This window comes from Paraburkholderia sp. CNPSo 3272, from assembly GCF_024206495.1.
Lineage (GTDB): Bacteria > Pseudomonadota > Gammaproteobacteria > Burkholderiales > Burkholderiaceae > Paraburkholderia.
On record NZ_JAMBPQ010000053.1, the window covers coordinates 18,063 to 43,318 of the forward strand.

22 protein-coding genes and 1 pseudogene are annotated in these 25,256 nt (G+C 62.0%); 12 read left to right on the top strand and 11 right to left on the bottom strand.

Annotation, left to right across the window (positions count from 1 at the left end; genetic code table 11):
* Position 1 precedes the first annotated feature (1 nt).
* Positions 2-1,024, top strand: a complete 1,023-nt coding sequence (locus M3I53_RS34400) for a CaiB/BaiF CoA-transferase family protein (RefSeq protein WP_254320244.1) — start codon at positions 2-4, stop codon at positions 1,022-1,024.
* On the opposite strand, the gene M3I53_RS34405 is transcribed toward M3I53_RS34400, so the two are convergent.
* The 6 genes from M3I53_RS34405 to M3I53_RS34430 all read right to left on the bottom strand — a co-directional run bounded on the left by M3I53_RS34405 (position 1,021) and on the right by M3I53_RS34430 (position 7,316).
* The gene (locus tag M3I53_RS34405; RefSeq protein WP_254320245.1) at positions 1,021-3,132 is read right to left on the bottom strand and encodes a bifunctional diguanylate cyclase/phosphodiesterase; all 2,112 of its coding nucleotides are present in this window, start codon (positions 3,130-3,132) and stop codon (positions 1,021-1,023) included. The genes M3I53_RS34400 and M3I53_RS34405 overlap by 4 nt on opposite strands.
* A complete protein-coding gene (locus M3I53_RS34410) occupies positions 3,129-3,446 on the bottom strand; it encodes a hypothetical protein (protein WP_254320246.1) in 318 nt (105 codons plus the stop codon). The genes M3I53_RS34405 and M3I53_RS34410 overlap by 4 nt, the downstream gene beginning before the upstream one ends.
* A 753-nt stretch (positions 3,447-4,199) precedes the next feature.
* Positions 4,200-5,168 carry a T6SS immunity protein Tli4 family protein gene (locus tag M3I53_RS34415; RefSeq protein WP_254320247.1) on the bottom strand — a complete coding sequence of 323 codons (969 nt, stop codon included), beginning with the start codon at positions 5,166-5,168 and terminating at the stop codon, positions 4,200-4,202.
* A 101-nt stretch (positions 5,169-5,269) separates the two neighbouring features.
* Positions 5,270-6,841, bottom strand: a complete 1,572-nt coding sequence (locus M3I53_RS34420) for a triacylglycerol lipase (RefSeq protein WP_254320248.1) — start codon at positions 6,839-6,841, stop codon at positions 5,270-5,272.
* A gap of 69 nt (positions 6,842-6,910) precedes the next feature.
* Positions 6,911-7,069 carry a hypothetical protein gene (locus M3I53_RS34425; protein ID WP_254320249.1) on the bottom strand — a complete coding sequence of 53 codons (159 nt, stop codon included), beginning with the start codon at positions 7,067-7,069 and terminating at the stop codon, positions 6,911-6,913.
* Positions 7,070-7,202: 133 nt separating this feature from the next.
* Positions 7,203-7,316, bottom strand: a complete 114-nt coding sequence (locus M3I53_RS34430) for a DUF2345 domain-containing protein (protein WP_254320250.1) — start codon at positions 7,314-7,316, stop codon at positions 7,203-7,205.
* Between M3I53_RS34430 and M3I53_RS34435 the strand changes: the two genes are divergently transcribed.
* Both M3I53_RS34435 and M3I53_RS34440 read left to right on the top strand, forming a co-directional pair.
* Complete coding sequence (locus tag M3I53_RS34435) at positions 7,315-7,725, top strand: AraC family transcriptional regulator (protein ID WP_254320251.1); 411 nt, start codon at positions 7,315-7,317, stop codon at positions 7,723-7,725. The two genes, M3I53_RS34430 and M3I53_RS34435, sit on opposite strands and share 2 nt — an antisense overlap.
* The gene (locus M3I53_RS34440; protein ID WP_254320252.1) at positions 7,716-9,563 is read left to right on the top strand and encodes an acyl-CoA dehydrogenase; all 1,848 of its coding nucleotides are present in this window, start codon (positions 7,716-7,718) and stop codon (positions 9,561-9,563) included. The genes M3I53_RS34435 and M3I53_RS34440 overlap by 10 nt, the downstream gene beginning before the upstream one ends.
* Before the next feature lie 117 nt (positions 9,564-9,680).
* On the opposite strand, the gene ugpB is transcribed toward M3I53_RS34440, so the two are convergent.
* Positions 9,681-11,027, bottom strand: coding sequence for a sn-glycerol-3-phosphate ABC transporter substrate-binding protein UgpB (ugpB, locus tag M3I53_RS34445; protein WP_254320253.1), 1,347 nt, complete (start codon positions 11,025-11,027; stop codon positions 9,681-9,683).
* Positions 11,028-11,405: 378 nt separating this feature from the next.
* On the bottom strand, positions 11,406-11,552 hold the full coding sequence (locus M3I53_RS34450) for a hypothetical protein (RefSeq protein WP_254320254.1): 147 nt from the start codon (positions 11,550-11,552) through the stop codon (positions 11,406-11,408).
* 458 nt (positions 11,553-12,010) lie between these two features.
* Here M3I53_RS34450 and M3I53_RS34455 point away from each other — a divergent pair, with 458 nt between their 5' ends.
* Positions 12,011-13,009, top strand: a complete 999-nt coding sequence (locus M3I53_RS34455) for a sodium:calcium antiporter (protein ID WP_254320255.1) — start codon at positions 12,011-12,013, stop codon at positions 13,007-13,009.
* Positions 13,010-13,027: 18 nt separating this feature from the next.
* Here M3I53_RS34455 and M3I53_RS34460 read toward each other — a convergent pair whose 3' ends face one another.
* Entirely contained in the window at positions 13,028-14,119 is a 1,092-nt protein-coding gene (locus M3I53_RS34460) for an HPP family protein (RefSeq protein ID WP_254320256.1), read from the bottom strand.
* Positions 14,120-14,280: 161 nt separating this feature from the next.
* Between M3I53_RS34460 and M3I53_RS34465 the strand changes: the two genes are divergently transcribed.
* The 3 genes and pseudogenes from M3I53_RS34465 to M3I53_RS34475 all read left to right on the top strand — a co-directional run.
* A complete protein-coding gene (locus tag M3I53_RS34465) occupies positions 14,281-14,883 on the top strand; it encodes a TetR/AcrR family transcriptional regulator (protein ID WP_254320257.1) in 603 nt (200 codons plus the stop codon).
* Between the two features lie 44 nt (positions 14,884-14,927).
* Positions 14,928-16,367 (top strand): MFS transporter, encoded by a 1,440-nt coding sequence (locus M3I53_RS34470; protein ID WP_254320258.1) that lies wholly within the window; start codon positions 14,928-14,930, stop codon positions 16,365-16,367.
* A gap of 261 nt (positions 16,368-16,628) precedes the next feature.
* Positions 16,629-16,757, top strand: a pseudogene (locus tag M3I53_RS34475) (DUF4148 domain-containing protein); the annotation flags it as partial.
* 135 nt (positions 16,758-16,892) lie between these two features.
* Here M3I53_RS34475 and M3I53_RS34480 read toward each other — a convergent pair.
* The gene (locus M3I53_RS34480) at positions 16,893-17,069 is read right to left on the bottom strand and encodes a helix-turn-helix domain-containing protein (RefSeq protein ID WP_254320259.1); all 177 of its coding nucleotides are present in this window, start codon (positions 17,067-17,069) and stop codon (positions 16,893-16,895) included.
* Positions 17,051-17,419, bottom strand: a complete 369-nt coding sequence (locus M3I53_RS34485) for a hypothetical protein (protein ID WP_254320260.1) — start codon at positions 17,417-17,419, stop codon at positions 17,051-17,053. Before M3I53_RS34485 ends, M3I53_RS34480 begins: the two co-directional genes overlap by 19 nt.
* Positions 17,420-17,690: 271 nt before the next feature.
* Here M3I53_RS34485 and M3I53_RS34490 point away from each other — a divergent pair, with 271 nt between their 5' ends.
* From M3I53_RS34490 to ilvA, 5 genes are all read left to right on the top strand, one after another.
* The gene (locus M3I53_RS34490) at positions 17,691-17,915 is read left to right on the top strand and encodes a hypothetical protein (RefSeq protein WP_254320261.1); all 225 of its coding nucleotides are present in this window, start codon (positions 17,691-17,693) and stop codon (positions 17,913-17,915) included.
* A gap of 1,500 nt (positions 17,916-19,415) precedes the next feature.
* Positions 19,416-20,789: a replication initiation protein gene (locus tag M3I53_RS34495; protein ID WP_254320262.1), complete on the top strand. Its 1,374-nt coding sequence runs from the start codon at positions 19,416-19,418 to the stop codon at positions 20,787-20,789.
* 958 nt (positions 20,790-21,747) lie between these two features.
* Entirely contained in the window at positions 21,748-22,437 is a 690-nt protein-coding gene (gene parA / locus M3I53_RS34500) for a ParA family partition ATPase (RefSeq protein WP_254320263.1), read from the top strand.
* On the top strand, positions 22,427-23,464 hold the full coding sequence (locus M3I53_RS34505) for a ParB/RepB/Spo0J family partition protein (RefSeq protein WP_254320264.1): 1,038 nt from the start codon (positions 22,427-22,429) through the stop codon (positions 23,462-23,464). The genes parA and M3I53_RS34505 overlap by 11 nt, the downstream gene beginning before the upstream one ends.
* 517 nt (positions 23,465-23,981) lie before the next feature.
* On the top strand, positions 23,982-25,256 hold a 1,275-nt coding region (gene ilvA / locus M3I53_RS34510; protein WP_254320265.1), incomplete at its 3' end, for a threonine ammonia-lyase, biosynthetic.

Genomic DNA, 25,256 nt, shown 5'->3' on the forward strand with positions numbered 1-25,256 from the left:
CATGATCAAGCCTCTGGAAGGCGTTACCGTCGTCGAATTCGCGGGGCTCGGCCCGGCACCGTTCTGCGGCATGCTGCTCGCGCAAATGGGCGCGCGCGTGATCTGCATCGGCCGCGAGGGCGCCCCCGCGCCGTTCGGGCCGCTTGCGCGCGGGCGCGAATACGTCGCGCTCGACCTCAAAAGCCGAGACGACATGGCACGCGCACTCGACCTGATTGCGAGCGCCGATGCGTTGATCGAAGGCTTTCGCCCGGGCGTGATGGAGCGGCTCGGGCTGGGCCCGCACGTGTGTCGCGCGCGGCGCGCCTCGCTCGTCTACGGACGCATGACGGGCTGGGGGCAAACGGGCCCGCTCGCGCGCACAGCGGGCCACGACATCAATTACATCGCGATTTCCGGGGCGCTGCATGCGGTGGGCCTCGCGGGCGGCGAACCCGTGGTGCCACTGAACCTGGTCGGCGACTTCGGCGGCGGCGGCATGCTGCTCGCGTTCGGCGTGGTGGCCGCCATCCTGCGCGCGCGTTCGACAGGCGAAGGCTGCGTGGTCGACGCCGCGATGACCGACGGGGCGGCCATGCTCATGAGCATGATGTACGGCTTCTACGCGGCGGGGCACTGGCGGGACGAGCGCGGCACGAATCTGCTCGACGGCGGCGCGCCCTTCTATCGCACCTATCGTTGCGCGGACGACCGCTATATCGCCGTGGGCTGCATCGAGCCGCAGTTCTACGCCGCGTTCATGAAAGCGATTGGCGCCGAAGACCTCCTCGAATTGCCGCAGCGCGACCGGGCGCACTGGCCGCGTGTACAGGAACGGATCGCCCAAACGGTCGCCACGCGCACGCGCGATGAATGGACCGCCGTATTCGAAGGCAGCGACGCGTGCGTCACGCCGGTGCTGAGTCTTGCGGAAGCGCCGCTCGATGCGCACAACACGGCGCGCGGCGCGTTCGCGAACAGCGGCGGCGCATGGCAGCCGCAATGCGCGCCGCGCTTCGTGGACTACGGCGGCGAGAGCGCTTAACCTCGCACCGCGCCCAGCGCTTCTTCGTCGTCGGCGAGCAGCGACAGCTGCCCGCTCGCCACGATATGGCTGAGCGGCGCCGGGCGGCCGAGCAGATAGCCCTGCACTTCGTCGCAGCCTTCGTCGGCGAGCAGCGTGAGCTGCGCCTCGGTTTCGATGCCTTCGGCCAGCACCGGAATGCCGAGGCTCTTGCCGAGCGCGAGCACCGCGCGAATGATCGCGGTGGCCTGGCGGCTCGACTCGGCTTCGCTGATGAAAGACTGGTCGAGCTTGATCTTGTCGAACGGGAACGAGCGCAGCGTGTCGAGCGACGAGTAGCCGGTGCCGAAGTCGTCCAGCGCGATGCTCACGCCGATCGCCTTGATTCGCTGCAGCACGTCGAGCGAGCGCTCGCGGTCCGCGAAAATTGTCGTTTCGGTGAGTTCCAGTTCCAGTCGCTCGGGCGCGAGGCCGGTCTCGACCAGCACGGTCTCGACGAGCTTCGGCAGGTCCGCGTGCGAGAACTGGACGGGCGAAAGATTCACGGCCACCTTGTAAGGCGGCGACCACGAAACGGCACGCATGCACGCCTCGCGCAGCACCCAGGCGCCGATGCCCAGAATGAGGCCGTTCTCTTCGGCGAGCGGAATGAATTCGGCGGGCGAGATGAAGCCGAGCCGCGGATGCTCCCAGCGCAGCAGCGCCTCATAGCCGCAAATCTCGCCGCTCGCGATCGAGGTCTGCACCTGGTAGTGGACGCTCAACTGCCCGCGCGCGAGTGCCTCGCGCAGGTCGTGCGTGAGCGAGCGGCGCGCCCGCGCGATCTCGTCCATCGCCGGCTCGTAGAAGCACACCGACTGCGCCAGGTCCGCCTTCGCCCGGTACATGGCGAGGTCGGCGTTGTTGATGAGCACGGTCTTGGTGGTGGCGTCGTCGGGGTAGATGGCAACCCCAAGGCTGGCGCCCGAGAGCACTTCGGCGTCGTCGTAGCGCACCGGCCGGTACAGCGCGGTCTCGAGGCGCGAGAGCAGATCGCCGAGTTCCTCGCGCGAGGCGAAGCGCGTAAGCGCCACGAACTCGTCGCCGCCCACGCGCGCCACGAACTCACCTTCGTGCATCAGGCTCGAAAGACGCCGCGCGAGAATGCGCAGCACTTCGTCGCCGGCATGGTGGCCATGCAGGTCGTTGATTTCCTTGAAGCGGTTCAGGTCGATGCCGATGAGCGCGAGCTTGCGCGTGTCCTGCGTGCGCGCCAGTTCGGCGTCGATGCGTGCGTTGAAGCTCGCGCGATTGGGCAGGCCGGTGAGCATGTCGCTCATCGCCATCGTGCGCAGATGCTCGACGGATTCGGCGCGCACGCTGTCGTCGAGCAGAAAGCTCACGCAGCCTGCACCCGCGATCACGAGCGCCATGCACGCCACGGCGAGCGCGAGCGCGTGCAACGCGGCGGGATTCGAAAAGTGTCCGTCGAGCGGCATCGGCACGACCTGGAACGCGGACATGCCGGTGAAATGCAGCGCGGCGATGGCCAGGGCGAGCACGCCCGCCACGAGGCGCGCGGACGCGTCGGCGCTGGCGCGCGCGCTGGCCGCGTTTTCCTGCGGGCGCTTCGCGGCCACGCCGGCGAGATGCAGCGCAAGCGCGCTGATCGCGAGCGCAAACACGAACGACAAGCCGATCCCAATGCGATTCCAGATCACGATGCCTTCCACGCGATACGCGAGCATGCCCGCGTAATGCATGAGCGCGACCGCCAGCCCGACGATCGCGCCGCCCAGCGCGGGCGCCGCACGCGTGAGACGATTCGCGGACTGACTCGTGGCGAGCAGGAATCCCGCGAAACTGCCCACGAGCGCGATAAGCAGCGACGTGATGGTCAGCACGGGGTCGAAGGCGATCGGCACGCCCGGTTCGAAGCCGAGCATGGCGACGAAGTGCGTGCACCAGATATCGGCGGCGGCGACGACGGCCGCGATGAACGACCAGCCCATGCGCTGCAGCGAATGCGTGGCGAATGCGCGCAGGACGAGCCGCGCGGTGACCCACGAGCCCGCGGCGCAGATCAGCAGCGCGACGACGACGAGCCACACGTTGTGCTTGTAGACGATGCAGCCCGCCACGCTCATCATGGAAAAATCTCCTTGTTCACCACTCGTTCACCCCGCCCGTCGCACGCGAGCGTGGGATACATCACCGCGTCGGCGGCGCGCGCGACCTCATCGAGCGCGCGAATGGCCGCGCGCGGTCGCGAGCCTGATGGTCGAAGCGACTGCGCGCGACCCGGCGAATCTGCCAGCATGAACGACACCTGGATGGAGGAAAAAAAGTTGCGGGTAGGCGTTAATGCGGCGGCGGCTGGTGGACCTTGATGCGCCTGATTGAATTCAGCTGCAAAAAGAGCCGCCGTAATGACGTCGGCGCGACTCGTTGGCGGGCTCGACAAGAAAATCGGGACGCGCGCACGAGTTTACGGCAGCAAATAAATAAACTTCAGGAGACGCTTTAAGGGGACAGGTGTTCGCAAACGTTTACAGCGTTTCGATCGCACTCTCTCCTTGTATTTGGCTCGAGCCCCAGTTATTTGAGCATCTGAAACGTCTTCAATCGCAAGTGTGGTGGCAACGAATGTACCGCTTCCGCGACCGCGTCAGTCACCTCGCTGAACGCGCGTGCGAGGACATGCCGTCAGCGCTCGTCGTCGTTCCTGAACCGGATCCCATCGATGGTTCTGTCCGGCGGCTCGAGACAAGGCGCGTTGAGTGTCGGGCTTCAGAGCCGTCCGCGGTTCGAGCTTGACTGACCCTTCCAGCAATTTCCAATCGCCTCTCGCTCGTCTCACTGGCAAACATTGTGGTCGCGGCAAAAACGCCGAGCGGACGACCGGTCCGCCCAAACACGTCGGTCACATAGTTTTCACGGGCGTTGTTTCACACGATGGCGCCCCGCCGGCGGCCCTCGTAAGCACTGTAGCGCCGCAGGACCACGAATGCGGCGACGCCGTACAGCTAAACCGTCACGCAGGTCCAGAACCACGGCGTCTGGGTTGGTTCGCCCTTTGGCCAGAGAAACAGCACGACGAAAGCGCCGACGATCGCATCAGGAAAGAACAATCGTCCAGCGGAGCCGCGAGGGCGGGTCATCCGGTATGGGCCTTTCCGGGGGAGTCTGGCAAAATCTAGAGGCATCCGTTCCTGCCTCAGAAACCGTTCGGGCGCGGACGAAGTGTGCGGGACACGATATCCCACACGGCAACGGCTTCGCTCACGCTCATCGACGCGGCATTGATGCGATCCCGCATAAAGGCATTTGGGGAGCCTGTGTTCAGCTCAAGTGTCAGCAGCGGCGACTGTGCGTCGCTCGTCGTTGAATTCGCCTCAAGTAAGCACTTGGTCCCTTGAATGCCCAGATCCGTCTTGCCGGTAAGGAGCCACTCCTCCGCGTCAATGCCCTGCAATTTGACCGTGCCTTTGCGCACAGTCTTTCCCCCAATCGCACTCAGATCGCGGCTGACTTCGGCACTGCGCTGCAATAACGTATTGGACTCGCGAATATCTGAATCGCTGCCTACGCCGATACTCACATCCAGATTTTCCCGAAACACAAACTGTGTCCCGACATCTTCCTTGTCCGTTGCTTTCCCAGGAAGAAAAGCACCAAAAAAGCAGAGACCCGGTTCCCGAGGTATTTCATCCTCGCTGCGCCAGCGGAGTCTTTTGACGAGGTCGAATATGAGTTGTGTCTTTCTTGGAACATCATTTTTTATGTTGATCTGCTGAACAATGGGATCGCTTGTTTGATCCGGATGAAGAAAGTCCGTCCCTACGATTCCAAGCTTGAATCGATAACCACGATCCCACTTGTACGCTTCGAAAACGCGATTCGCCGGCCCATCACTCAAGTTCCCTCGATAGACAAAGTAGTGCGTATCCGGACCGTCGATCGCATCATCGGCATAGAGAAATGGATACGGGTCAATGCTCTTCGTCCCCCGGAGTTCCGCCTTGCGGCTCGCGACCTCCTGCAGATACGCTTCATGCGTCATTGCCTTCGATTCGATCCTCACGCCCTGCACGGTCGCGCCACCCGTCATCAGCACATCGGCCGGCATGTCAATCAGATACCGCCCCGTACAATACGGTTTTAAGTTCTGGGTCAGGTCACTCATGTGATGTCTCTCCTGCTCGGTCAAGGGGGCCAACTGGCGTCCACACGCGGAAACGACCAGCAATGGAAGCAAAAAAAACCATTTGTTTTCTCGGAGCGTCATCACTTGTATTCCAATACCGTACCGTTGACGTTGGAAACTATCCTGGTGACAGCCCATAGCGCGAAGTACTGCTGTGGACGGTTCTTGTACGCACCCTCGTGGTCAACCCCTGGGTAGGCCACACAGGCCTGCACACCGGATTGCCCCGCAGGGGCACGACCGGACCGGACCGGTACCGTTCCGTCGCCGTTTTCAGCGGGTGGCATCAGGTTATATTGCATATAGATCGGGTCGCCTCCACTGCGCTGCAGAAGCGACTGATTACCAGTCCCACTGTCCTGTAGTACCTGTCCATTTTCGAGGTGGTCGACCTTCGCATATGAATCGGTCCACTTCAGCACCGGGTTCAGTTTGCTCTCCCAGACCACATCACCCCATGTCTTATGCTTCTCATCGTTGCCGTAGAACGCATAGGTGGCACGATGAAATTTCCCCCGCATCGCTTCATGGAACGGTTTTATACTATTCATTATTAAAGATGCGTAGGCATCCCAGTCCGCATCAATATTCTTCTTCTCCGGATCCATCGGGTTGATCTGCTTGTCGTTGACGAGACTCCACCATTGGCCTCGTCGTGCGTACACCTCACGATAGGGATCCTTCACCGGGAGTGAGGTCTGCTCCTTGCCGTTCCTGAGTTTGAGCCACCCCATCCCATACTCCACGGCCGGAAGCAGTTGCAGCGGCCCCGGAGACTGCGCAAATACCGGTGTCATCGTGGAATTGTCCGGCCCGAGCACCGGGCCAGCAGCCCCTTCGCTGCCGGACGTGACACGCTTGTAGGCTGTCGCTGACCCGGTGGTTGGCATCACGCCGTGGACGATCCCCAGTACCTTGTCACGATGCCCATCGACTTCCGAGTAATACCGTGCCACGAGCCCCCCCATGGAATGGGTAACGATAATGACTTTCTCGCAGAGCTTGTTCTGCTTTTTGTAGTAGTCGGCAAACTCCTTGATCTTTGCCGCAAGATATTTTGCCGAATCCGAGTTGGATTGCAGCCAGTTATATCCGACCGCGTGAACTGGCATGCAATACTTGTATGACAGCGCAACTTCATCATGTGACAGCACGCTTACGCCGGGGGCATCGGCCACAAGTTTTTTCATTAGGCTCGCCCGGAAACCTGCCTTGCACTCATGCGCATCGTTCAGTGCATTTTCCAGGAAGGGAAGGAACGTTCCATAACTCATCTTCGCCACCGTCCCCCAGCCGCGCCGGCGCAATTCCACCTCACTCTGCGCGGTCCCGGACGGAATATCACCATCTTCATAGACCCCCGTTGTATTCGGATCCAGTTTTTTCTTTCGTACCTCAGCGCCCCTACCTATCCAACCCCACGCCATCCCTCCCTCTCCATTGGCCAACCAAACCGGACTGCCCTTGTATTGCCCGTTAGTCCCCATGAGGTTGCTTCCCATGACCCCCGGAACGAAGATCACAGGGATGACGCGATTCGGAACCATATAACAAACCGCTGTGCTGTCGTCCGGCGCCGACATGACGGACGTGTAGTGCGCAGATCCATCCTCTGCTATGGTCGCGGGAATGATACGTTCAGTCGTGGTCATGTCCGGGATTTCCCTTTTTGAAGCAAATGTGCGCTTGCTGCGTTATGTATTTGCTCGGGATCATGCTGATTAATCTTCAATCCGCAGGCGTACGCTTTCGGCGTCCACCCCGCGCTGCAGCCCCGTCTTTCCCGATGCATCTGTCCTGCCCTGGATAACGTTGTTGTCGTCGCGAATAATCGAGAGCTTCTGGTTGTGCACCGGTTCGTCGCTGAAGCGCCACTTCAAGGTGTACTCGTCGTCGAAGAGCGCATGCTTTCCGTCATTGCCGGCATCCGCGAGTGAACTGGTCCCCTAGGCGGCTGAAGGCCGTCGATTTGATAGTCCGATTGCCTTTCGTTCCATCCTCGATACCAGTCAATCAAATTCGGACGTACGATCCACCGCATTTTAGAAGGAGTTCTTCCTTTGGCTCGATAGTGACACGTCCATTGGCACTCCTGATTTGCAGGTTTTTGTCGGAAATCAAATCCATGTCGTCGCTTTGTGACTGGAATCACGGCATCGGCAGTGCGCGTCTCTTCACCGATGTGTGCTGCAGCGCTGACACAAATCTTCCTTCATCGGACGACTTCCGCGAACCACTGGGGAACAGCTTCGTTGCGTGGCGCGAGCAAGCGTGCCTGATCGAGGCTGTCGCCCGGCTAACCCGGGGCGAGTCGGTCACGCTCGTCGCTTACGAATCGGGGTACGGCAGCCCCGCGGCGTTTTCGACGATGTTCAAGCGTGTCATGAGCGTGTCGCCGCAGCGATACTTAGCAGCGAGCGAAAGAGTCAGCGCTGCTGCGCCTCTGGCGAAACTACCAATAGCACGATCGTTCTATTTTGGGTACGCTAGGCGCCTTCTCCTCTCAAGATGCGAGACCGTTCCGCCATGTCGCTGATCCTTTCCCGCCGCGATCTGAACTTCCTGCTCTACGAATGGCTCGATGTCGAAAGCCTCACGCGCATTCCGCGCTACGCCGACCATACGCGCGAGACCTTCGACGCTGCGCTCGACACCTGCGAGAAGATCGCCACTGACCTCTTCGCGCCGCACAACAAGAAGAACGATCAGCACGAGCCCCACTTCGACGGCGAAACGGTCACCGTCATCCCCGAAGTGAAGATGGCGTTGAAGGCGTTCAGCGACGCAGGCTTGCTGGCCGCCGGCCAGGACTACGAATACGGCGGCATGCAGTTGCCGCTCGTCGTCGAGAAGGCGGGCTTCGCGTGGTTCAAGGGGGCGAACGTCGGCACGAGCGCCTATCCGTTCCTCACCATCGGCAACGCGAACCTGCTGCTCGCGCATGGCAGCGCGAGGCAGATCGATACCTTCGTACGCCCCGAACTGGAAGGCCGCTACTTCGGCACGATGTGCCTTTCCGAGCCGCAAGCGGGTTCGTCGCTTTCGGATGTCGCCACGCGAGCCGACTTCGAATGCGACTCCCCGCTCGGCGCGCAATATCGTCTGCGTGGCAACAAGATGTGGATCTCGGGCGGCGAGCACGAGCTTGCGGAGAACATCGTGCATCTCGTGCTCGCCAAGATCCCCGGTCCCGACGGCAAGCTCATTGCGGGTGTCAGAGGCATCTCGCTGTTCGTCGTGCCCAAGTACCTCGTGAACGAGGACGGCTCGCGCGGCGAGCGCAACGACGTCGTGCTCGCGGGCCTCAATCACAAGATGGGCTATCGCGGCACGACGAACTGCCTGTTGAATTTCGGCGAAGGCACGCGGTACACGCCGGGCGGCCGCGCGGGCGCGATCGGCTATCTCGTGGGCGAGGCGCCTCACGGGCTCGCGTACATGTTCCACATGATGAACGAGGCACGCATTGGCGTGGGGCTCGGCGCGACGATGCTCGGCTATACCGGTTATCTGCATGCGCTCGATTACGCGCGCAACCGTCCGCAAGGGCGTCCCGTGGGCGCGGCGGGCAAAGATCCGGCATCGCCGCAGGTGCGGCTCGTGGAGCACGCCGACGTGCGCCGCATGCTACTCGCGCAAAAGAGCTACGTGGAAGGCGCGCTCGCGCTCAATCTCTGGTGCGCCAAACTGGTGGACGAAGCGAGCGCCGCCAGCAGCACGGAGCGCGAGCCGCTATCGCTGCTGCTGGACCTGCTCACGCCCATCGCGAAGAGCTGGCCTTCGCAATGGTGTCTCGCGGCCAACGATCTCGCCATCCAGGTGCACGGCGGCTATGGCTACACGCGCGAATACAACGTCGAACAGTTCTATCGCGACAACCGTCTGAATCCGATCCACGAAGGCACGCACGGCATTCAGGGGCTCGACCTGCTAGGCCGCAAGGTCGTCATTAAGGACGGCACGGCGCTCAAGGTATTCGTGGAGCGCGTGCAGGCTACGCTCGAACGCGCACGCATTTCGGGCGCGGCAGACGAGGCCAGCCACGCGAGCGCGCTCGCAGCCGCACTCGAGCGGCTTACGCAAGTCACGCGGCAGTTGTGGGCAGCAGGCGACCCCGCGGTGACACTCGCCAATGCTTCGGTGTACCTGGAAGCGTTCGGCCACGTTGTGCTCGCCTGGGTGTGGCTCGAACAGGCGCTCGTGGCACGCGCGGCGCTCGCCGAAACCCACGGCGAGGGGGCGGCCTTCTATCGCGGCAAGCTCGCGGCGGCCGCTTACTTCTTCGCATGGGAGTTGCCGAAAACTGGCGCGCAGTTCGATCTGCTCGCCTCGCTCGACCGCACCACGCTCGACATGCAGGACGCGTGGTTCTAAAGCCGCGATCACAGAGCGAAAGCCAAGCGCCCCAAAAAACCGGACTGGAGTCGGCCTTTTGGGGCGCTGCCCGATTCCTCACGCGAGGCATCGGTTCACTTCACGTGCGTCGGGCCGTCAGTTCGCGGCCTGCTGCTCGAAACGCCTGAGCAGATCGTTGCCGCGCGAGTTGGCCGAATCGAGCGCCTGTTGCGGCGTCTTGGCGCCCGTCCACACCTGTTCGAGTTCCTCGTCCACGATCGTGCGGATCTGCGGCATGTTGCCAAGACGCAGGCCCTTGGTCCACGGCAGCGGCGGCTTGTTGAGCATCTGCTTCGTGGCCGTGTCGGCGCCGGGATGCGACGCGTAGAAGCCTTGTTGCTGCGTGAGTTCGTACGCGGCCTTCGTCACCGGCAGATAGCCCGTGTCCTGATGCCACTTTGCGGCCACGGCCGGTGAACTCAGGTACGCGAGGAACTTCGCCACGCCCTTGTAGACCTCGGGGTTCTTGCCGCCCAGCACCCACAGGCTCGCCCCGCCGATGATAGCGTTCTGCGGCGCGCCCTTCACGCTCGGGTCGTACGGCATCATGCCGGTGCCGAACTTGAACTTCGCATACTGCTGCACGTTCGCCAGCGCACCCGACGAGCCCATCATGATGCCGCAGTCGCCGCTATAGAACTTCGCGGTGGCTTCATCCTTGCGGCCCACATAGGTGAAGGTGCCCTGCTTCGCCATGTTCTGCAGGAAGGCGATGTGCGCGACCTGCAACGGCTTGTTGATTTCGAGTTGCGCGTCGAGGCCGTCAAAGCCGTTGTTGCGCGTCGCGATCGGTGCGCCTTGCCACGCGCTGTAGTTCTCGATCTGGATCCAGCCCTGCCAGCCGGTGGTGAAGCCGCAGCTCATGCCCGAGGCCTTGAGCTTCGCTGCGGCGTCGGCGACTTCGGGCCAGGTCTTCGGCGGCGCGTCGGGCAGGCCGGCCTTCTTGAAGGCGTCGCGATTGTAGTAGAGCACCGGCGTCGAGCTGTTGAACGGCATCGACACCAGATGGCCCGTCTTCGCGTCGCTGTAGTAGCTCGCGATGGTCGGCACGAAGGCCTTTTCGTCGAGCGGCACGCCGGCGGTCTTCATCACGTCGTACACGGGCAGCACGGCCTTCTTCGCGTTCATCATCGTGGCGGTGCCGACTTCGTACACCTGCAGAATGGCGGGCGCGTCGCCGCTGCGATAAGCCGCGATGCCGGCAGCGAGCGTCTGGTCGTAGGTGCCCTTGAAGACGGGCACGATCTTGTATTCGCTTTGCGACGCGTTGAATTGTTCGGCGATCGCATTCACGCGCTCGCCGAGCTGAGACTCCATGGCATGCCAGAACTGGATTTCCGTGGCGGCATGCGCGGCTTGAGCGCCGCCCGCCAGCACTACAGCGGCGATCAGCGCGCGCAAGCGGCCGCGCGAACCTGCGCGTTGTATCTCGTGCTTTTTCATCTGGGTCTTCTTCCTGTTATTGGTCGTTGTCCCGGCGCATGCGCGCTCAAAGGCGCGGCTCGGGACTTTGGTTCAGGACTTCGATTTTCGGCTTCGATTTTCGGCTTCGATACACCGGGCCGTCCGGCGGCGGTCGCTCGCGCACGACACCCTCGGCCCGAGGCAGGGCAAGGGTAGCACAGCGAATAGGACACCCGTGTGATGGCTCGTGACGCGGCGTGTCAGTGGTTCGGGGGATCGTGGCAACAGACGCAGAGCTTGTTGCCTTCGGGTCGCGAAAGTACGCGCCGTAGTAGTGCGGGTGATAGCGCGGGCGCAGACCGGGCGCGGCCTCGTCGGCACTTTGCCTCCTCGTTTGCAGCGGCGCGCGGGGCGGTGTCAGCCGCGCCGCTGCGCCATGAACAGCACGGAAGCGGGCTTGCCGCTGCGCGGGTCGAGCGGCTCGCGCAGCGCACGCAAATCAAGACCGCTAACGTCGAGCAACACGATCCAGCTTTCGAGCGCTCGCGGGCTACCAGAAGGCATCGGGCAAGACGATCGACGCGGTCGCCTCGTTCGGCGATTTCGGCAACGATGCGACCAACCACAAGCAGGCGATGGTGATGGTCGGGCTGCGTCACAAGTTCTGATTCGCCTTCGCGCGAGCCACGCGCGGCGAGCGCGCTGGAACTCGCTCGCCGCCCTGAACTTCGGCTATAATCGCCCCCTGTCTTAGGGGAGTAGTCTGCAACGCCTGCTTTGGCGTTGCGCCGCCGTCAACATATTTGGTGCCCCTGCACCATGGCGCCGGCAGCCGTATTGCAAATCATTGCAGCCAATCGCTGCAATGGCGCGGCCTGACGAGACCTATGACGTTTTCACTTCCACCCGGGCCGGGCGAAGGGAAGCGTCATGGTTTCGGTGCCCGGCTCGCACATCACGGCAATAACAATGACTCGTCTCGCCCCGCATCACCACCTCATTTGCGCCACGGAGCGTTCGTCATGATCTTGACGTTCGCCTTGCTCATTGCCGCGGCCGGCATCATCTATTTGTCCTGCGAGAGCTTCGTCAATAGCGTCGAGTGGCTCGGCCACAAGCTCAAGGTCACGCAAACCGCCACCGGCACGATCCTCGCCGCATTCGGCACCGCACTGCCCGAGAGCGTGGTCACACTCGTTGCCGTCGCTTTCGGCGGCGATCCCGCGCACAAGGAAATTGGCGTAGGCGCTGCGATTGGCGGCCCGCTGGCGCTCAGCACGATCGCCTATGCCGTCGTGGGCTTCGCGCTGCTCGCGACAGCGAAGCGCGTGGGCCGCGAGCGCGCGGCCACCGTCGATGTGAATACGCGCCGTCTGCGCCGCGACCAGCTCTGGTTCCTCGCGATCTTCGTCGCGAAGATCGCGCTCGGGCTCGTGGTGTTCAGCTTCAAGCCGTTGCTGGGGATCGCGTTTCTCGCGGCCTACGCGTTCTACTGCTGGAAGGAGCTTTCCGCCGAAGACAGCGGCGAGGTGGAAGGCGATCTCGAGCCGCTCAAGCTGCGGCCGCACGACGACAATCCGGCTATGGTGTGGATTCTGCTGCAGACGCTGGGCGCGCTCGCGGTGATCTTCGCGGCCTCGCATCTGTTCGTGCAGCAGATCGGTGCGGTGGGACCGTGGCTTGGGCTCAGCCCCCAGTTGACCGCCGTATTGTTCAGCCCGATCGCCACCGAGCTGCCTGAGATCATGAACGCGATCATCTGGGTGCGCCAGGGCAAGGAGCGGCTGGCGCTGGCGAACATCAGCGGCGCCATGATGATTCAGGCCACCATTCCCACGGCGTTCGGCCTCTTCTTCACACCGTGGCATCTCGGCACGCCTTCGATTCTCGCGGCCGTGACGACCATGATCGCCATCCTGATCCTGCAATGGGCGTTTCGCGCGCCGAAGGTACGTAGCCGTCAGCTCACACATGTCGGCTGGCTCTATGCAGTGTTCGCGGTGTTGTTGTTCGTGGTGTGACGCGGCCTGGCGCCGGGCTCAGGCTGCCGCAGCGGCGGCCTGGGCGGCGCCCGCGTGGTGATGGAGCCAGCGGATCATGTCCGAATGCCTGACCACGCCGACCAGCCGACGCGCATCGTCCATCACCGGAATGTCGTGATAGGCGTGCTCGATAAAGATCGGCACCAGATGCGCGAGCGGCGTGGCCCGATGGACGGCGTGCACGCCGGCTGCCATCACGGCTTCGACCGTTTCTTCCACGCGCGCCGATTCGCGCAGCGCAGCGCGACGCAGTGCGGTCCAGAATCGCTTGAGCCCAGCCGCCGGCGCAAGGTCGCCGAGCGCATGATGCGCGACGACGCCGACCACGCGATCCATCGCATCGACCACGGGGAGCGTCGAAGCACCGTGGCGGCGGAACATCTCGTGCGCCGCCCGCGCGCCCATTGTCACGGGCACGGCGGGACAGCCGATCGACATGATCTCCTCACAAGTTAGTTGTTCGAACGATTTTCGCGGAAAATCCGGCGGCGCGAGTAGATGTTGCGACAGCACGGCAAGCGGCGCGGCAGCGGCTTGCGGCGCGGGAGGAAACGCGGCGCGCGGATAGCGGTGCCCGGTCAGCGCGTGGAAGGCGAGCGCCGCACTGAGCAACGCAACGGACTGGAACGCGATCGGCGCAAGCACGAAATGAAAGCCGAGCGCATGAACGGCAGGGCCGCCGAGCACGGCGGTCAGCGCGACCGCGCCTGAAGGCGGATGCACGCAGCGGCACAGGAACATCGCGCAGATGGCGAGCGCCACCGCGACGGAAGCCGCCGCGACCGGCGACGCGATCCATTGCGCGCACGCTACGCCCACCAGCGCGGAGACGAAGTTGCCGCCAAGAATCGACCACGGCTGCGCAAGCGGGCTGTCCGACGCGCCGAACAGCAGCACCGCGGAAGCACCCATGGGCGCCACGAGCAAGGGGATATCGCCCGCCGCGCCGAACATCACGTGGGTCGAGAGTCCCGTGAGTGCGATCCCGATCAACGCTCCGGCACAGCGTCGCCCCCGCTCGCGCCATTGCGGCGCGGCCGGGTTGGGCACGAAACTCGTGAACCATTCGATGAGCGCGGTGCGGGTCATAGCGGGGCCGTCTGGTCGGTATGTCGGCCAGATTACCGACGCGCGCCGAATATCAACAATTGATATTTCTGTGCGTACATATAATTCATCCTGTATGCATGTTTGAGCTCGCCGCGCGCATTTTCTCGGCAATTTGGAATCGCTTGGTCTAGAATGTCGACATGAAATCCGATCTCCGTTCTGGCCCCGGCCGTCCACGCGAATTCGACGAGCAGGAAGCCGTGCAGAATGCGCTCGAGGTATTCCGCGCGCGCGGCTATGCCGCAACGTCGCTGCCTGACCTGATCGAAGGTACGCAGCTTTCGCGCGGCAGCCTCTACAAGGCGTTCGGCGACAAGCACCAGCTCTTTCTCGCGGCGCTCGACTTCTATACCGAGCGCGGTATCGCACGGCTCACGCGCAACCTGCGGCACGCCTCGGCGCGCACCGCGCTGCGCAGGGCGCTGCATCACTACGTGCGCCTTGCCATCGGCCTCGAAGGGCTTGCGGGCTGCCCGGTTACGGCCGCCGCCACCGAGTGCCTGCCGTTCGATTCCGAGGTGAAAGCCCGGGTCACGGACATGTTCACGCGCATGCAAGCGCTGCTCGCCGGCGCAATCCGGCGCGGCCAGGCAGCGGGCGAGCTGGCCGCCGACCAGAATGCCGACGATCTCGCGCGCTTCCTGCTCTGCACGATCGAAGGCATGCGCGTGCTGGGCAAGACCGATGCCGGCGAGGACGCGATGGATGCAATCGCTGAAATCGCGCTGAGCGCCATCCGCTAGTTTTTTGGCTAATTAGGAACCGATTAGTTCCATATGGAGGCCGTATGACGACCATTTCGACTTTGGAAATGCCGCCCACGCGAGCGGGCGCCCGCACCTGGTGGGCGTTGACGGTGCTGCTGATGGGCACACTGTTGCCGCCGCTCGACTTCTTTATCGTCAACGTAGCGCTGCCGTCCATGCAGTCCGGCCTGCATGCGAGCGCCGCCATCGCGCAACTGGTGATTTCGGCCTATGCGGCGACCTACGCGATTTTTCTCATAACGGGCGGCCGGCTCGGCGACCTGTACGGGCGGCGGCGCATCTTCCTCGTGGGGATCCTTGCGTTCGCGGCGGCTTCGGCCGTTTGCGGGTTCGCCAGTTCGCCCGCTGCACTGGTGACGGGACGCATCCTTCAGGGCGCCGCCGCAGCCGTCATGGCGCCCCAGGCGCTCGCGTCGATCCACGCGCTCTTTCCGGCGCATCAGAAGGGGCTTGCGCTCAGCCTGTTTGGTACGGCTTATGGGATCGCTTCGGTCGCCGGCCAGGCGCTCGGCGGCGTGCTCGTCTCGGCCAACGTGTTCGGATTGGCCTGGCGCAGCATTTTTCTCATCAACCTGCCTGTCGTGATGGTGGCCGCGCCCGCTGCGTACTGGCTCGTGCGCGAAAGCCGCTCGGACCACCCCGCTAAGCTCGATCCAGGCGGCATGGTCTTGCTCGCCGTGGCGCTGGCAGCGCTCGTCGTTCCACTGATCGAAGGCCGTGAGCGCGGCTGGCCGGTCTGGACGTGGGCGTTGCTCGTTGGCGCCGCGCCCCTGTTCGCGATCTTCTGGCGCTACGAGGCCCGCGTCGCAGCTGCCGGGCACGATGCGCTCGTGCCGCCCATCATCTTCGCTGCTCCCGGTCTCGTGCGCGGGCTCGTTGCTACGCTCTTCTTCTATTCGCTCGCGCCGTTCTTCATGATGTTCGCGATTTACGTGCAGCGCGCGCTCGGGCTCGCGCCGCTCGAAGTCGGGTTGCGTATTCTGCCCCTGGGCGTCGGCCTTCTGATCGGGCCGCTGCTCAATCCGCTGATCGTGCGCCAGTTCGGTTATCGTGCGGCGGCGGCCGGCATGGTAATCGAGGGCTGCGGATTACTTTGGACTGCCATGCTTGTTCACGATGCTCAACTGCACTCCCTAAACGCATCGCTCTTTCTGATCGGCTTCGGCCAGGGCGTGGCGCTGCCCGCACTCGTCAGGCGCAACGTCGAATGTGTGGATAGACGCTGGTCCGGTCTTGCCGCCGGGCTCGTCAGTTCGGTTTTGCAGGTCAGTGCCGCGCTCGCCGTGGCGCTGCTCGGCGGCTTGTTTTTTGCGCTTGCGGGGCCGGATTCGAGCAGCGCGCACGTGGCTCGCGCATTTGCGACGACCGTTGCGATTATCGGCATTCTGCTTTTCATCGCGGCGTTTCTCGCCGGCGGGCGCAATAATCACGTGCCGCATTTGCACAATCAGCAGGTATAAGAATAAGTGCGCCCCGAGCGCTGCATGAAACGATGGCCATTCGCCGGGCCGCGTGATGAACACGACCTGCGCGCAATGCCGCCATGACGGGAAAGCAAATCGTCGCTTTCTAAATTTGTTTTCTGAGCATGCGCCTCCCTGAACTGCTCCACGCGCAGCCGCTCGCTCACCGAGGGACGCCTTTATCTGGATGGGCTGTCGCGCCTCTCTGCTGCGTTTCATTTCGCAGCAGCCCTTCAGGCTTGACGTGGTGTGGCGCCCGGCGGATGGGTACCGCCTTATGGGCAAGCGGTCCATGAAAAGACGCACGCCGATGTGTATCACGAACTCGTTCAGGCGAAGCAGGATGGTCAGCTTGCGTACCTGAACTCCACGCTCTACGCGCACTGAGCACGAGGTGGGGCTTTTCAGGCACGGGTGAACGGCACGCTCTCAGCGTACCGTTTGCTTTTTGAGTTAACAAACTCATGCGTCCGCGCACGGTTAGGTAACCGGTTCCCACAAACGGTTACCTCAGCGCGCGCATCACTCGAACGTCGGCAAGGTCAGTTGATCGCCGTAGCGGCTGATGGTGTCGATGCGCTCTTCGATGCCATCGCGCGCGAGCTTGCACCGCAGCCGCGAGACGACGAGGTCGACGGTTGAAGCGTCGATGTCCTCTTTCTCAGGCCACGCGTAGCGGATCATCTGGCCGCGCGGCACGCGCACGTCGGTTTGACGCAGCAGGCATTCGACGAGCACCCGCGGAGTGTGAGCTCCGCGCGGCGCGCGCCCTCCGCGATCTCGCGCGTACCCGCAGTGAGCTGTAGCGCGTTCTGGACGGCCGGTGCGCCGCTGCCGCGCGCCGCCATGTGCGCCATGTGCGCCATGTGCGCCGTGTGCGCCATAGCGCGTGCATACGCTCGTGCATTTCCAATGAACGAGAGCGGTAGCGAAAGCACGCTTCGGTGCCCGCGCGCAGCACCTTCGAGGTCCAGCGCAAGACCCGTGGGCATCGCGCGCGCCGGCGCGAGCAGGCCACGCCCGAGCGCCACCGAGGCAGGCTGGTTCATCGCGCGCCTCGTCTACGGGGCCCAGCGTCGTGCAGCGCCGGTACGCGCGCGGTCGTGCACGTGATGCACGGTACTTTCTCGCTGACTGACGTGGCTCCCCCCCGATGGCAATGAATGGTCGGCTCGACGACTCACTGGCGAACCCCGAACGCGGACGCGCTCTGCGTGGCCATCATAGTGGCGTGCCCTCAACACAACGGAATCGCGGCATGCCGTTTATGGGAGCGGTGAGCGTAAGCGCGGTCGCCACGCCGCATCTGAGGCGGCAGGAATGTCACAGCTACCCGTTCGTCAAACCGGCCCACGAGGTCACGCATGCGGATCTGATACGGAACTCGGTGAACTCGAGGCGGTGGGCTCCGAACCGAACTCGCACGACAACACCTATCCCGCCGATATCGAAGCCGCCCAGCAGCGTCTCGCCGACCTGTACAGCAGCGATTGGCTGCCGCAGCACACCGCGGCCGCGGTGACCTTTCCCGCGAATTCGGACTGAGATTGGGGGCGCTAGGCGGGCAGCAGGTCACCGATGGATTTTGTGCAGTGCACCTTGTCCGGGTTGCGCGGAGCTTTCCTTCATTGGGTCGCGGTGGACCTTTGGCAACTCCCATATCTGGTGCCCTCAGCTGGGTAACCAAAAATGGGAGGAACGATGGGTCCACGAGGGCTCTTCTCCAACGTCGTTCGTTCCGGTTACCTCGATCGTGCGGTGTTCAGGGCTGGCAGAGCGCTTTGCAATCGGGTCCCAGCGGAATGTAGTCATTCAGCGGATCCCATAAGCAGTTACCTTTGAGCGGAGAAGAGCACCATAAGCGGACACCATTAAGGTTTTTTGTCGGCGAATCAATGACCTATCTTAGTGTCTGAATGTCGATTCTCAAGACGAGCGGGTTTAGGTCGTGATCTGTGGTGCCCGGAAAGCGTTGGTAGACGGGCTAGGTAACCAGGAATGGGGTTACGGAGGTTGGTGACCACTTACATGCGTTAAGGTCTCCGGTTTTGGGAGACGTCTTTCTCATCGAACGCGTGTTTCAGTGTTTACCTTTTACGCTTTAACAACTTTAGTAAACCTTTAGGCTTCGCAAAGCCTTACCAGGCAAGGCTTTGCGGCCGATTTGGTGGCGCGTTATGGGATTTGTGGTCCCGGGTATGGGAGTTCGGGGTTGTGGATATGGGACTTCGGTAGCCGGGCATGGGGCTTACGGGTTGTGGATATGGGGGGAAGGTTGCCCGCTATGGGGAAACGAGGAGTTTTGCCTTTAGGTCACTGTTTATGGGAGTCAGTGAAGGTCGCCGCTTATGGGAGGAGCCGCCCCTCCTGACCGCATTTAAGACGCTGACCAGCCTGGTTTCAGGTAACCGTTTTTGGGGACCGGCATGGGTAACCCGATATGGTGGCTTCTCGGAAGAGGAATAGTGGGTCTATCGAGCAACGTATCGGCTCCCCGCATGAGTCCTTGCATGCAGAGACGCTAGCTGGAGCAAGGTAACAGTCTATGGGATGCGGCATGGGTCACCGGTTATGGTGGCAAGTACTGATTCGCACAGTTCCAGCGTCGTATTTGCCGCCGCAAGGGTAGCCATTTGTGGGAGCCGGTTCAGGTCACCATTTATGGGCAGTCTTGAGCATGACGAAGCTCGGCCGAGCTGCACCGGGCGACAACCAGAATAGCGATGTGAAAAATCCCATTGGCGGCTACCTGTTGAACCGACATTCACTGAGTGAGTACTCACATTCTGCCGAAAGGTCACGGACTATGGGATAGTTTCCAATGCGCAGCGATGCTAAGGTCACCGGTTATGGGTTCGCGCGTGGTGACGGTCCTGAGTGCCCTGGACGGGTTCCTGGCGGCCATCGAGGCAGAGAATCGCCGGCTGTCAATGCGCTTCGCCCGTGGGTGTCGTGCCGCGCCACTATTGCGTTTGCGGCCTTGAGTCACCTGATCGCTTGGTATACAGTTACCAACCGACCAGGTTCCCTTTCATCGTGGGTCATATGGCAAGAAAAAAGGCCGAAGCCGGCGACGCCGACAAACAAGGTGCACTCGTATTCCAGCAAGGCCAGCCGCCTGATCTGTTCCGCAAGGCTGTACCGGCGATTCATATCGCACCGAAGTCCGGATCGATCAGCCTGCAGCAGCGCAAGATGTTCAGCTCGCTGATCAAGAACGCCATTCGCCAGGATTCCCTCGACCGCGGCCGCTCGTCGTTCGAGATCACGATCTCGGCCCTCTCCCAGGACGTCGATCTGAATAGTAACAACACCGAGTACGTCAAGGAAACAATCAACTCGCTGATCAGCACGGTCGTCAACTGGGACTATCTCACACAGGACAAACGCAGCATCTGGAAGGCCTCCGGTTTGCTTGCCGGCGCCGAACTCGAGCGATCGGTATTGCGCTACACCTTCTCCGAGCAGATTCGCGGCGAACTGCTCAATCCTGAAATCTACGCGATGATCGATATGCGCATCACGCGTCAGTTCAGGAAGGCGCATTCGCTCGCGTTGTGGGAGAACGTCGTTCGCTACGAGGCCGTGGGTGTGACGGCGCGCTTTCCGCTCGCGACGCTGCGTGACCTGATCCTTGGGCAGGACACATCAGCGCAATCGTACAAGCTGTACAAGCAGTTCAAGAGCCGTGTGCTGGTTCCCTGCATCAAGGAAGTCAACGAGATTTCGGATCACAATTTCGAGCTCATCGAGCACAAGGTGGGACGCTCGGTCGTCGCCCTGCAGTTCCGCGTGACCCGCAAGCCGGAGACCGATCCGTCTCAGGAGCTGCGTGCAAACGAAACGCTGCTGATTGGCGAGATGTCGAAGTTCAGCATCCCGGTTTCCGAGGCGCGGCGCCTGCTGAAACAATACGGCGAGGACAAGATTCGCACCGCGGTGGCTTATACCGCGGCGCGAGTCGCGCAGAAAAATGCAGCGCCGCTCGCCAACGTTGCGGCGTATTTCCGCAAGGCGCTGAGCGATGGCTATGAGTTGCCCGGTGCGAATGCCGCCTCCCCCGCCGCCGACGCTGGCCGCGCGCGCGAAAGTCAGGATCAGGTGAAGGACCGCTATATTGCCGCGAAGATCAACGAGGCGCGCGCCTACTTCAACGAGCTCGAATACGATGATCAGACTGCGCTGATCAAGCGCTACAACGAGACGGTCGGCATGGACAAGCTCAAGGTCTCGACGGCGAAGGTGCCGAGCAAGATGGCATCGACGAACTTCTTCCGTTGGGTGGTGCTGGACACCTGGGGCCAACCGACTGCCGGGGACCTGCTTGAATTCCTGTTGAGCGGACAACAGGGGCTGGCCGGGGGCGAAGCGCTTCAGGCAGCGGAAATCGATCTTGCATTTAAGGCACGGGACGAGTGAACGCGAATGAGGTAATAGAACGGCGGCTTCGGCCGCCGCTTTTTTGTGCGATTCGCTATGAGCTTAGGCACGCAAGGAAATTTGGTTAAATATAACAACGTAGAACTCGTAGTTAAATATATTTTCCGAAAATTTTTGCGAGGTAGAGGGCTGGATTCTAGGTAGTACGCCAGGTTTCGGCTGCTTGAGTGTCCTGCAATGACGTTCGTGATCCGTCTCGGCGTACTGCAGATACCGCTTGGTTAGTTCGCGCTGTTCGCATTGATCTCCACGTGGAGAATCACTGCTTCAGGCAATCAAGAATTTGCGCTTCCGGTGGCATACTCTTGCCGGTTAGTCTCCGCTTGCCATCACAACCCATCCTTCCGCCATCTGCGTAGCGCCTGCTCGCGCGACAGCATTCTTCCTTGCCGATTGTTGAGTCTCCACGTGGAGATTCAACATGTACACGGACAGCCGGAACACTTCTAGTTCTTCCGCACCACACTCACAGCACCGGGCTAATCGAGGTCAAGTCGGTGAATCTCCACGTGGAGATTTGATCGATACTTCTCAACTCCCTCCGCCGGTAAATGCCGCTCGGGTGCTTCTGCAACCTTAACCTTGTCCACACCGTCACGAGCGCATTACACGCCTGTGCAGCCATACTGCGACTCATCGACCTGTGGACGGGCAGGCTTCGCATCGTTGATGGCATTGTGGGATCTCCACGTGGAGATCAGATTCCACTGTCCTTGCGACTTCCCCATTCAGTCGATCCGCCCACTCGCTAATGCCCTTCGTTGTGTCCAAACCTTATCCGTTCGGGTAGTTGGTTGTGAACTGACAACGTCAGAGGCGGAATTCCTAGAATTTACTTTAAGTTGCCAGTAGACTCTCGAATGACTTGCTGAAGTCTCCACGTGGAGAGTGCGCCTGGGAGGCTCGTCCGCTGTTGAACAATTGCATGGAGAAAAGAATGGGTCTCGTGATAGCCGTAGCGAACCAAAAAGGTGGGGTTGGCAAAACCACCACCAGCATGAATCTGGCTGGGGCATTTCAGGCTGAAGGCTATAAGGTCTATGTTGCCGATGCCGATGGCCAGCAATCTTGCATGAGTTGGTGTGCAGCGGCCGGTCCCGAAACCCCTCTGCCTTTTCGAGTCGGCAGCATTCACAAGCTGGAGAAGATGATTGGGCCGGAGATCGCCGCACTGGCGAATGACTACGACGTCGTTATCGTCGACTGTCCGCCTAATATCAATGACCTGACTACCGCGCGAGTGCTTGCCGTAGCCGACGCCACTGTCATTCCGACGGATGCATCGCCGATCGACATCTGGAGTAGTGAAGGGATGATGGAGTTGGTCGAGCGAACCCGCGTTGCCAATCCGGCCGGAAAGTTCGCAATTTTGCTGAATAAATCTAATTCGAAGACGCTGCTACACACGCAGATGAGCGCCATCCTCGCCGAGAGCAATGTCCGCGTATTTGCGGCGACTATCAAACAGCGCGAACTCTATCGCCAGACGGCAGCGCTCGGCCGCACCGTCTTCGATGTGCGCGGCGTGCGCGGGACGAAAGTCGCGAAGGACGAGATCAGCGCCGTCTACAACGAGATCATTGCGCTGGTTCAGGAAGAAGAAGAGGAGATGGTCCATGGCCGCTAAGCTGAACTTCACCAGCAAGGTCCGGGCGGGCATGGCTGCCGAGCGCGTTTCGGCTGGCGAGCGGCTCGCCGAAGCCGATGTCGTCAATATCGCGCAGCGCGACGCGGGTGCACCTAACGTCGCGGATACGTCGGCCGCCCAGCCTGCCGAAGTCATCGAAGCGCTCGAAGCGCCGCTTTCGCTGCATGCGGTTCGGAAGATTTCTGTCGAAGATGTCGTCTCTAATCCGTACAATCCGCGCGCGTTCTACAGTGCCGAGACGATCGACGAACTCGCCGAAAGCTTTGCCACGCAAGGCCAGATCACGCCGATCCTGGTCACGAGACTCGCGGCGTTTCCCGGCCAATATGTGATCGTCGATGGCGAGCGGCGTATCCGCGCTGCGCGTTCGCGCGGCGACAAGTTTATCGACGCCGATGTCCGCGAGGGTCTCGACAACCAGAACCTGTACCTGCGTGCCTATCACGCCAACAAGGAGCGCGAGGAACAGACGGTATTCGACGATGCGCTCGCATGGAAGAAGCTGCTCGACGATCGCGTCTACGTCGACCAGGTCGAGTTGGGGGTGGCCGTAGGCGAAGATCCGAAGCACATCAGCAAGGTGATCGCGCTCACGTCGCTGCCGCCTTACCTGCTGCAGAGAATGGCGCAGAATCGCAAGGACGTCGGACTCGGACACGCCTACAACATCAAACTGATCTTCGACCGGGCGGGCGCAACCGTTGCCGAGCATTGGCTTCAGCAGGTGGTCGAAGGGAAGGCGAGCGTGCGCAAGCTCGAGGCTGCGGCCTCGGCTGAAGCCGGCGCGCGCAGCGTCGGGCCGCGCCGTACGCACTACCAGTCCCGCGTCCAGTTCAACCGACCCGACGGCGTCGCGCTAGGCGAGCTGAAGCTGTTCGGCGACGGGCGCGCGGAGTTGAGCCTGAAGGGCATCGCGCCTTCCGATCAACAACGTCTGGCCGAGCGCGTGAAGGCAGTCATCGAGCAATGGGCTTCGGAAATGGATACGACCGGGACCACGACCTGAGCGTCGGGAGCATCGGCTAGCAGCAGCAGGGGAGGGCGTCGTAGACGCGCTTTTTCTTATTGTGGCAGCGACGTGACCTGTAGGCCAGCCACCACCGCGGTCGAAACCGTGAAACAGCCGAAGAAAACTATCGGATCCGCAATAACCATTTAAATTCAACGGGTTGGATCGTCTTTTCTAGAATGTTTCACGAAACATGTTTGCTGGGGCAGAGTTAAATTGCGCTTTTCGCCGTGGGCACCATGTAGATATCCATGACGAGCGAGAAACGTATCAAATAATACGTAGTTTGTAATGCATTCCAAGCGGCAAGGTTGTAAGCAATTGACAACACCCACGCCCTCGGTCATCGTTCATGAGATGAACTGTCGCCTCTCCACCATTGCGCTGATTATTAGCACCATTCAACGAATGGTGGGTTAGCGCACGTCTGGCAGCAGTGACAACAACCCGCCCCAAGAGGCGGGTTTTTTGTTTCCGCCTCCTGGCCAAAACGAAAGTGAGTACAGGAGCCGTCATGCAGGTGCATCAGAGCCGCCCCACCGCCGAAGCAAACGTAGCCACCGAAGTCGCCGAAGCCACTGATTCCTCGCAGTCTCGTCGCGACGAAAACGACTATCTCCGGAAGATTCTCACGGCGCGTGTCTACGACGCCGCCCGCGAGACCGAACTCGAGCGCGCCCCGAACCTCTCGGCGCGCCTGCGCAACGCCGTGTTCCTCAAGCGCGAGGACAACCAGCCGGTGTTCTCCTTCAAGCTGCGCGGCGCCTACAACAAGATGGCGCATCTCTCGCCCGCGCAACTGGAGCGCGGCGTGATCACCGCCTCGGCGGGCAATCACGCGCAGGGCGTGGCGCTGTCGGCGGCGAAGCTCGGCGTGAAGGCCGTGATCTGCGTGCCGGTGACCACGCCGCAGGTGAAGGTCGATGCCGTGCGCGCCCACGGCGGCGCCACCGTCGAGGTCGTGCAGGCCGGCGAGTCGTACAGCGACGCCTACGCCCACGCCGTGCGCCTGCAGGAAGAACGCGGCCTGACCTTTGTGCATCCCTTCGACGATCCCCACGTGATCGCCGGCCAGGGCACCGTGGCGATGGAAGTGCTGAGCCAGCATCAGGCCCCGATTCACGCGATCTTCGTGCCGATTGGCGGCGGCGGGCTGGCCGCGGGTGTCGCGGCGTACGTGAAGGCCGTGCGCCCCGAGATCAAGGTGATCGGCGTGCAGACCGACGATTCCTGCGCGATGGCGCAGTCGATCAAGGCCGGCAGGCGCGTGGAACTGACCGAAGTCGGCCTGTTCTCGGACGGCACGGCCGTCAAGCTCGTGGGCGAGGAAACCTTCCGCCTGTGCCAGCACTATCTCGACGAAGTGCTCACCGTCGATACGGATGCCCTTTGCGCCGCGATCAAGGACGTCTTCCAGGACACGCGCAGCGTGCTCGAACCCGCAGGCGCACTGGCCGTGGCGGGCGCGAAGCAGTATGCGGAGCGCGAGGGCATCGAGGGGCAAACGCTGGTGGCGATCACCTCGGGCGCGAACATGAACTTCGACCGCATGCGCTTCGTGGCCGAGCGCGCCGAGGTGGGTGAGGCGCGCGAAGCGGTGTTCGCCGTGACGATCCCCGAGGAGCGCGGCAGCTTCAAGCGCTTCTGCGAGCTGGTCGGCACGCGCAGCGTGACCGAGTTCAACTACCGCATCGACGACGCCGAGCGCGCGCACATCTTCGTGGGCGTGCAGATCCGCAACCGCGGCGAGTCGCAGCAGATCGCGAAGACCTTCGTCGATCACGGCTTT

What these genes read in the sequence shown, in the direction of transcription:
- M3I53_RS34485 (WP_254320260.1), bottom strand. Translation starts at nt 17,419, where the DNA reads ATGAACCAGCCTGCCTCGGTGGCGCTCGGGCGTGGCCTGCTCGCGCCG.
- M3I53_RS34405 (WP_254320245.1), bottom strand. Translation starts at nt 3,132, where the DNA reads ATGATGAGCGTGGCGGGCTGCATCGTCTACAAGCACAACGTGTGGCTC.
- ugpB (WP_254320253.1), bottom strand. Translation starts at nt 11,027, where the DNA reads ATGAAAAAGCACGAGATACAACGCGCAGGTTCGCGCGGCCGCTTGCGC.
- M3I53_RS34450 (WP_254320254.1), bottom strand. Translation starts at nt 11,552, where the DNA reads ATGCCTTCTGGTAGCCCGCGAGCGCTCGAAAGCTGGATCGTGTTGCTC.
- M3I53_RS34400 (WP_254320244.1), top strand. Translation starts at nt 2, where the DNA reads ATGATCAAGCCTCTGGAAGGCGTTACCGTCGTCGAATTCGCGGGGCTC.
- M3I53_RS34465 (WP_254320257.1), top strand. Translation starts at nt 14,281, where the DNA reads ATGAAATCCGATCTCCGTTCTGGCCCCGGCCGTCCACGCGAATTCGAC.
- M3I53_RS34495 (WP_254320262.1), top strand. Translation starts at nt 19,416, where the DNA reads ATGGCAAGAAAAAAGGCCGAAGCCGGCGACGCCGACAAACAAGGTGCA.
- M3I53_RS34430 (WP_254320250.1), bottom strand. Translation starts at nt 7,316, where the DNA reads ATGGATTTGATTTCCGACAAAAACCTGCAAATCAGGAGTGCCAATGGA.
- M3I53_RS34420 (WP_254320248.1), bottom strand. Translation starts at nt 6,841, where the DNA reads ATGACCACGACTGAACGTATCATTCCCGCGACCATAGCAGAGGATGGA.
- M3I53_RS34440 (WP_254320252.1), top strand. Translation starts at nt 7,716, where the DNA reads ATGTCGCTGATCCTTTCCCGCCGCGATCTGAACTTCCTGCTCTACGAA.
- M3I53_RS34470 (WP_254320258.1), top strand. Translation starts at nt 14,928, where the DNA reads ATGACGACCATTTCGACTTTGGAAATGCCGCCCACGCGAGCGGGCGCC.
- parA (WP_254320263.1), top strand. Translation starts at nt 21,748, where the DNA reads ATGGGTCTCGTGATAGCCGTAGCGAACCAAAAAGGTGGGGTTGGCAAA.
- M3I53_RS34505 (WP_254320264.1), top strand. Translation starts at nt 22,427, where the DNA reads ATGGCCGCTAAGCTGAACTTCACCAGCAAGGTCCGGGCGGGCATGGCT.
- M3I53_RS34460 (WP_254320256.1), bottom strand. Translation starts at nt 14,119, where the DNA reads ATGACCCGCACCGCGCTCATCGAATGGTTCACGAGTTTCGTGCCCAAC.
- M3I53_RS34415 (WP_254320247.1), bottom strand. Translation starts at nt 5,168, where the DNA reads ATGAGTGACCTGACCCAGAACTTAAAACCGTATTGTACGGGGCGGTAT.
- M3I53_RS34435 (WP_254320251.1), top strand. Translation starts at nt 7,315, where the DNA reads ATGTCGTCGCTTTGTGACTGGAATCACGGCATCGGCAGTGCGCGTCTC.
- M3I53_RS34490 (WP_254320261.1), top strand. Translation starts at nt 17,691, where the DNA reads ATGTCACAGCTACCCGTTCGTCAAACCGGCCCACGAGGTCACGCATGC.
- M3I53_RS34455 (WP_254320255.1), top strand. Translation starts at nt 12,011, where the DNA reads ATGATCTTGACGTTCGCCTTGCTCATTGCCGCGGCCGGCATCATCTAT.